At 57.5% G+C, this 6,902-nt stretch carries 7 protein-coding genes; 4 read left to right on the plus strand and 3 right to left on the minus strand.

What is annotated here, in order from left to right:
- Nucleotides 1-34 precede the first annotated feature (34 nt).
- The 4 genes from rfbB to EN879_RS18855 all read left to right on the plus strand — a co-directional run bounded on the left by rfbB (nucleotide 35) and on the right by EN879_RS18855 (nucleotide 3,788).
- Complete coding sequence (gene rfbB, locus EN879_RS18840) at nucleotides 35-1,105, plus strand: dTDP-glucose 4,6-dehydratase (protein WP_013532725.1); 1,071 nt, start codon at nucleotides 35-37, stop codon at nucleotides 1,103-1,105.
- On the plus strand, nucleotides 1,102-1,989 hold the full coding sequence (rfbD, locus tag EN879_RS18845; protein ID WP_013532724.1) for a dTDP-4-dehydrorhamnose reductase: 888 nt from the start codon (nucleotides 1,102-1,104) through the stop codon (nucleotides 1,987-1,989). Before rfbB ends, rfbD begins: the two co-directional genes overlap by 4 nt.
- Before the next feature lie 94 nt (nucleotides 1,990-2,083).
- Complete coding sequence (locus tag EN879_RS18850) at nucleotides 2,084-2,833, plus strand: class I SAM-dependent methyltransferase (protein ID WP_063167689.1); 750 nt, start codon at nucleotides 2,084-2,086, stop codon at nucleotides 2,831-2,833.
- Nucleotides 2,834-3,005: 172 nt separating this feature from the next.
- Entirely contained in the window at nucleotides 3,006-3,788 is a 783-nt protein-coding gene (locus EN879_RS18855) for a sulfotransferase family 2 domain-containing protein (protein WP_064995165.1), read from the plus strand.
- Here EN879_RS18855 and EN879_RS18860 read toward each other — a convergent pair.
- Genes EN879_RS18860 through EN879_RS18870 form a run of 3 tightly spaced genes read right to left on the minus strand, consistent with a single transcriptional unit; the run spans nucleotide 3,774 to nucleotide 6,737 of the window.
- Nucleotides 3,774-4,469 (minus strand): class I SAM-dependent methyltransferase, encoded by a 696-nt coding sequence (locus tag EN879_RS18860; protein ID WP_127274173.1) that lies wholly within the window; start codon nucleotides 4,467-4,469, stop codon nucleotides 3,774-3,776. The two genes, EN879_RS18855 and EN879_RS18860, sit on opposite strands and share 15 nt — an antisense overlap.
- Before the next feature lie 32 nt (nucleotides 4,470-4,501).
- Nucleotides 4,502-5,953, minus strand: coding sequence for an ABC transporter ATP-binding protein (locus tag EN879_RS18865; protein ID WP_013532721.1), 1,452 nt, complete (start codon nucleotides 5,951-5,953; stop codon nucleotides 4,502-4,504).
- On the minus strand, nucleotides 5,943-6,737 hold the full coding sequence (locus EN879_RS18870) for an ABC transporter permease (RefSeq protein ID WP_013532720.1): 795 nt from the start codon (nucleotides 6,735-6,737) through the stop codon (nucleotides 5,943-5,945). The genes EN879_RS18865 and EN879_RS18870 overlap by 11 nt, the downstream gene beginning before the upstream one ends.
- Between the last annotated feature and the right edge of the window lie 165 nt (nucleotides 6,738-6,902).

Genomic DNA, 6,902 nt, shown 5'->3' on the forward strand with positions numbered 1-6,902 from the left:
GTGTTCGCCTGATGGGTTATTTGAGGACAGCGGCATGAATTTTCTGGTGACGGGCGGTGCTGGCTTTATCGGTTCGGCGGTATGCCGGCATCTATGCGCCAACCCGGCCTATCGGGTGACCAATCTCGACAAGCTGACCTATGCGGGAAACCTGGCCTCGCTGCGGCCGATCGAGAACGCACACAATTATCGCTTCGCGCAGGCCGATATCTGCGACGAAAGGGCCGTGCTCGACATCCTCCGGCGCGACGATATCGACATCGTCATGAACCTTGCCGCCGAGAGCCATGTCGACCGCTCGATCGATGGGCCGGGCACTTTTATCGAGACCAACATCGTCGGCACCTACAAGATGCTCAATGCCGCGCTGGAGTACTGGCGCGGCCTGCCCGAGGACAGGAAGAGCCATTTCCGCTTCCATCATGTCTCGACCGATGAGGTGTTTGGCGATCTTCCGTTCGATGGCGGCATGTTCGTCGAGGAAACGCCCTACGCGCCATCCTCGCCCTACTCCGCCTCGAAAGCGGCCTCGGACCATCTGGTGCGGGCCTGGCACGAAACCTATGGCCTGCCGGTCGTGCTTTCCAATTGCTCGAACAACTACGGACCCTATCACTTTCCCGAAAAGCTGATCCCGCTGGTCATCCTCAATGCGCTCGACGAAAAGCCGCTGCCGGTCTATGGCGCCGGCGCCAATGTGCGCGACTGGCTGTTCGTCGAGGATCACGCACGCGCGCTGGAACTTGTCGCGACCAGGGGACTGTCCGGCGAAAGCTACAATGTCGGCGGCAATTCCGAGCGGACGAACCTTGGCGTCGTCGAGACGATCTGCGATCTGCTCGACAGCAGGCGGCCGCGGGCAGGGGGCAAGAGCTATCGCGACCTGATTTCCTTCGTCACCGACCGCCCCGGTCACGATCGCCGCTATGCCATTGACGCCTCGAAGATAGGCCGGGACCTGGGCTGGACGCCCAATGAGAATTTCGACAGCGGCCTCGCCAAGACCGTCGACTGGTTTCTCGACAACAAATGGTGGTGGGGACCGATCCGCGAGCAGCGCTACGCCGGTGAACGGCTGGGCGAAGCACGCAAGGGGGCGGCGTGAGGCTGGTTGTCACCGGACGCGACGGGCAGGTCGCGGCAAGCCTCCTGGAGGCCGCCCAGGCGGCCGCCGGCGTTGAGGTCATCGCCATTGGCCGTCCGCAACTCGACCTTGCAAGACCCGACACGGTGATCGAAGCCATCGCGGCCGTGAAGCCGGATATCGTCGTGTCGGCTGCCGCCTACACGGCGGTGGATCAGGCCGAGGACGAGCCCGATCTGGCATTCGCGGTGAACGCCGTCGGCGCCGGCAAGGTGGCGCAAGCGGCGGCGCTGCTTGGCGTTCCCGTCATCCATCTATCGACCGACTATGTCTTCGACGGCACCGCCCATGGCGCCTATGTCGAGACCGACGCCACTGCACCGCGCAGCGTCTATGGCGCCTCCAAGCTTGCCGGCGAACAGGCGGTTGCATCGGCCAATCCGCGCCATCTGATCCTGCGCACGGCATGGGTCTACAGCCCGTTCGGCAAGAATTTCGTGAAAACCATGCTGCGGCTGGCCGCTGACCGCGACGAGATTTCGGTTGTGGCCGATCAGTGGGGAAATCCAACATCGGCACTTGATATCGCCGACGGCATCTTTCATATGGCGCGGCACCTCAAGGCGGACCTGAAGTTTGCGGAGTGGGGCGTCTACCATGTGGCGGGCGACGGCGACACAAATTGGGCCGAGTTTGCACAGCGCGTCTTCGTAACGAGTCTGGAAAGGGGCAGGCCGTACGCTGCGGTGCGCGGCATTTCGACGTCAGACTATCCGACGAAGGCGAAACGTCCTGCGAATTCACGCCTCAACTGCGGTAAAATGGCCGCTACGTTCGGCTGGCGGTGCAGATCTTGGTACACCGCGTGCGACGAGGTGGTTGAGCGGCTGACGGCCCGTTTGTAGGACCTTGCCAAAGTCATCTGATTGCAGTGTCAGGCCACGATGATACGAGCGGCAACCACACAGATCAATATCGACTCGCCTGGAGTACTTGCGAATGAAGGATGCCAACCACGGACCAGATGTCGTCGGGAAAAGCTACCTAGAGACGATCGCCGATATCCACTCGGCCCTAAGGCCGCGATCCTATTTCGAAGTTGGAGTCCAGTTTGGAAATACTCTTGAGCTGGCCAAGTGTGAAACGGTAGCGGTCGATCCCTACTTTGTCTGTGCAAAGAACATCATTGGCTCCAAGCCCCGCTGCTTTCTCTATCAGCAGACCAGCGACGATTTTTTCAAGAAAACGCGTCCGAGCAAGATTTTGGGCAAGCCTGTAGATTTGGCCTTTCTAGACGGCATGCATCTGTTCGAGTTCCTCCTGCGCGACTTCATCAACACCGAAAGAGAGTGCGCGGAAGGCTCAATCATTCTGCTGCACGACTGTCTCCCTCCCGGCTACAAGATGACCACCAGGGATATGAAAACGGCGATCGAACCTGCTGACAACAACTTTCCAGGGTGGTGGGCAGGTGACGTATGGAAGGTAGTTCCCACCCTGCTGAAGTATCGTCCCGATCTATCCGTGACTGTCACGGACTGCGCGCCGACCGGGTTGGTCGTCGTTACCAATCTCAACCCCGAGAGCACGGTTCTGCAGGACGCCTATGATGATATCTTGAAGACATTCAAAGCTGACAATCGGGACGAGTATGACGACTATTGGAAGTCGGTCAAAATCGTTCGTGAAACGGCGCTCAATATCGCGGCAAGGCACCGGCCGTTCGACGGATGCGGAAAGAGTTCCTGATATGGAAGCGATGGCCGAGCGGGTGACTGGGTTGGTCTCGTCTGCCCCCCGCGCGCCCGCTCCTATAAGTCGGAAGATCGCATCTTTTCGAAAGGCGACAGCCCAATTGACTCTGCGACGCTGTCAGCGCAAGTAGGTTTTCACTTTTCCGTTATCTGGATGTGATACCTGCATGATACCTGCTCTATTCCTTCATATTCAGAAGACCGCCGGGACGTCCATACTTGCAAAGGCATCCGAGCTGTATGGTCGAGAAAATTGCTGCATGCACGGCGATTATCTCAGCCGCACACCGGAACAACTCGAACCCTTGATGATGGTATCCGGCCATTTCGGTTTCGATTACGCTGAACGCTTCATGACGGGACGTTACAGCTTTACCTTCCTCCGGGATCCCGTTGAACGGCTGCTTTCATATTACAGCTACTGTCGTGGCGCGACGAGAGATGAGTATGAAATCAATACGTTGGCACATGACAACGATGCTGAAATGTTCTTTCGGGCAGGAGAGACGGCTGACTCCAAGTTCGCTTCGCACATGTGGAATCATCAAGCATGCCAACTGGCGTCGGGCTGGGGCGCCTCGTTGGTCGGCAAGAGCGATATCGAGCCAGGCGGGTTGCCGCCGGACGAGCTCCTCGATCGGGCCAAAGCCAACCTAGCTCGCTTCGATTACGTTGGGCTGGTGGAGAATTTCGAGGCCGACAACGCCGCAATCTTCGCCGCGCTTGGCGATACATCGTCGAACGTTTTCCGGATCAACGCAGCGCCGGTCCGAACGATGCGAGAAGAACTGCCGTCATCGACCCTGGACCTGTTGGCGACGTTGACCGAGATCGATCAGCAACTCTACGGCTGGGCGGTCCGATGGCGGGCGTCAGCGTATCAAACCCATAGAGATGGTACTGCGGCGGTTGCCGAATACGGGGCACGGCGTGCGTCACGCCGTGGCTAGCACGAAGCAGCGCTGGCTTCGAGGATGATCGAAGCGAACTTCTCTTTCGATGTGCCAGCCTGTCGATCCCGCCATAAACTCAATGTCGGCGACCTTATAATGATACGGGTCCGCGTCACCGTAAGTGGTTATGCCGCCTCTCGGATGTGAGATAGGCCGCCACAATGGCAGGCCATCATCACACACAAAAAAAGTCGCGAACAACCTACCGTCAGTCGCCATTGTCGGCCGAAGCTTCTCAAGGCAAGTTCGAATGAGGTTGATTGGCAGGTGCGTGAACAGCGACAAGGCCAAGGCGTAGTCGAACGTGGTACCCAATTTGCCAACGTCAAAATCACCGGTCACCAGCAGATTGGCCCGCGACACTTTGTTGGCCAGTCCCAACGGCGCCAGTTCCCTGTCGTATCCGGCGTCCATGATGCTAGCATTTATGTCCGCGCCGAAATAATTACCCGCGTCAAGATAATTGGCGAAGTGGACCCCGCCCCGGAAACTGCCGCAGCCAAGGTCAATCAGCCTGTGACGGGGCTGCAGGCCATTATCGACCAGCAAGTCGAATTGCAAGCGGCCGATTTCATCCCACATTCCACCGATGATCTGGCGATGGTCGCCTGACTCCATCGCTCGGGCGATGGCGTCCGTGCGATGATAAGCGCTTGGAAGTCTTTGATCGTTGGTCATCGAACGGTGCCCCGAATGGATGCGGAACAAATTCAGGCGGCTGCAATCTTGCGAACTAGGGGCGTGTCCGAGGTCAAATCAGCGGGGGTCAACTTGAAGGTCATTCCCAGGCTGAAGAAGCCGTAGTCAATCTCATCCGGGGCCGGCATAACCTTGAAGATCACGGCATCAAGTATGCGATGAAGGTATTGTCTTTCAAAATTTGCATTCCCCATCGCTCCAACGTTGATGAAATAAACTCCGGCCCGTAGCAGGCACTTAAACTCAAAGTTGACCTGCACAGACTCGCCTACCCCTAAGCTCTTCAGCCGAAGATCCGGCACCCGATCAGTATTTCCCCCACACAGTTCCACACCGTAAGGGGATTTGAACAGGGTGCCAAACGCGAGATCGTCGACGTCCGTGGTTGCAGTGAAGGTATATTGCACCGCGTAGACACAGCCTTGGGTCAGCACGTTGACCATTTCCCCACCGGTGTTGACAATCCGCACGTCGGCAATGCGCCCACCAGTCTCTTCATAGGGCGTGATGGTCTGGCTGGTAAGCGCAGGGTCCCAAAAACCATCATCAACGATCTCCGACTGTTCGGGTCTCTGCGTCGGCAACTTCGTCGCTGGTGCATGATTGCCAATCACCGGCGGGCCGTCCGAATCGCTAGTGCCGGCAAGCGTCTTGATCTCTTCACGCACTTGTCTGGCCTCTTCGCCACGAAGATTGACAAGCCGCTGATATTGGCTGGCCACCCGCTTGGGTGTGCCCTCCAATATCTTCTCGCCGCCATCGATGAGAATTGCGCTGGTACACAATTGAATGATCGTCTGGGCGCCATGCGAGGTAAACAGGATAGTAGCTCCGGCGTCCTTGATCTGCTCGATGCGGGCCATGCATTTGCGCTGGAACGCCTCATCGCCCACCCCAAGCGCTTCGTCGACGACCAGGATGTCGGGATCGACATTGATCGCGGTAGCGAAGGCAAGTCGCATATACATGCCGGACGAATAGGTCTTGACGGGCTGATCGATGAAGTCGCCGATCTCCGCAAATCTTTCGATCTGCTCGAAACGCCAGGCCATCTCCTCCCGTGGGACGCCGAGAATGGAGGCATTGAGGTGGACATTCTCACGCCCGGTGAATTCGCGATTGAAGCCGGCACCGAGTTCAAGCAAGGCCGCGATCCGGCCGTTGACTTCAACCGTACCGCTGGTCGGTGGAAGCGTTCCGCAGATCACTTGCAGCAGCGTGGATTTTCCCGATCCATTACGGCCAATGATGCCAATCACTTGGCCGTGGCCGAGTTCGAAGGAGATGTCGTTGAGAGCCGCGAAGTCCTTGTAATAGCGGCGGGGTTGCATGCCCACTAAACGTTCCAATCGCGGCACGATCATCTGCTTGAAGCGGTCTTCCGGCCGCTCGAACATCGTGTATCGCTTGGTGACGTTGCGAACCTTGATCGCAAAGGGCCGGCTATCGCGCTCAGATGACATCGGCAAATCCCCCTCGTGTCTTCTCGAAGAACAGCCTGCCTAGCAGCGCGACGATCAAGGCAACGCAGAAATAGGCGGCCAGCGCCCACCATGAAGGCAGGGTATCCATGAGGACGACGGCACGGAAATTTTCGATCGGCACCGTCAGCGGGTTTAAAACCACCCAGGGCCGAAGCCATTCCGGCATCGATGTTCGGGGCGTGAACATGGGCGAGAGAAACATGGACGCCGTCAGAACCGGACCGATCATCTGGCTGATGTCGCGAAAATAGACCCCCAGAGAGGCCAAGACCCACGCAATTCCCTGCACCAGCAGGACGAAAGGAACAATCGTAAGGGGAGCGAGCAAGATATAGAGCGACAGGCTTCCGGTTATGATCAGGGTAAAGACCAGCAGCACGGCCAGACTGATTCCGAGTTGCACCATCGCGGAACCGGTGACCACCGCCGGCAGAATTTCGATCGGAAAGACGATCTTTTTCACGAAGGTCGCGTTGTTCAATATAGCCCCCGTCGATTTGGACAGAACCTCGGCATAGAAGTTGAAAAACATGAGGCCACAAAACAGGGCAAGCGCAAAGAATCCGACGGAGTGGTTCTGGTTGGCACCTGCGGCGGCCCATTTGACGCCGAACACGGAGCCAAACATCAGGGTGAAAACGGAAAGGGTGAGCAACGGCGTTAACAGCGCCCAACCAATCCCGAAAAACGAACCCTTGAACCTGCTGCTCACGTCCCTGCGAACAAGATTGGACAAGACCTGAAAATCGCGCTGACTAATCATCGGGTGGCCTTGTGTAGCTCTTTTATCGCCTGATCGATGTGGTCCATGGCCACTTCAACGTCAACCGTGGACTGCATGGCATAGGTCTTTGGCTGCCACGTTTCAGATGATCCATTAGAGTCACATAATATGACATTGTAGTCGAACTTCTTCAGGGCACAGATA

The sequence above is a fragment of the Mesorhizobium sp. M7A.F.Ca.AU.002.02.1.1 genome, assembly GCF_003998535.1.
GTDB lineage: Bacteria > Pseudomonadota > Alphaproteobacteria > Rhizobiales > Rhizobiaceae > Mesorhizobium > Mesorhizobium ciceri.

Excerpts from the sequence above, each read along its gene's own strand:
- EN879_RS18855 (WP_064995165.1), top strand. The coding sequence starts at position 3,006 with ATGATACCTGCTCTATTCCTTCATATTCAGAAGACCGCCGGGACGTCC.
- EN879_RS18850 (WP_063167689.1), top strand. The coding sequence starts at position 2,084 with ATGAAGGATGCCAACCACGGACCAGATGTCGTCGGGAAAAGCTACCTA.
- EN879_RS18865 (WP_013532721.1), bottom strand. The coding sequence starts at position 5,953 with ATGTCATCTGAGCGCGATAGCCGGCCCTTTGCGATCAAGGTTCGCAAC.
- EN879_RS18870 (WP_013532720.1), bottom strand. The coding sequence starts at position 6,737 with ATGATTAGTCAGCGCGATTTTCAGGTCTTGTCCAATCTTGTTCGCAGG.
- rfbB (WP_013532725.1), top strand. The coding sequence starts at position 35 with ATGAATTTTCTGGTGACGGGCGGTGCTGGCTTTATCGGTTCGGCGGTA.
- EN879_RS18860 (WP_127274173.1), bottom strand. The coding sequence starts at position 4,469 with ATGACCAACGATCAAAGACTTCCAAGCGCTTATCATCGCACGGACGCC.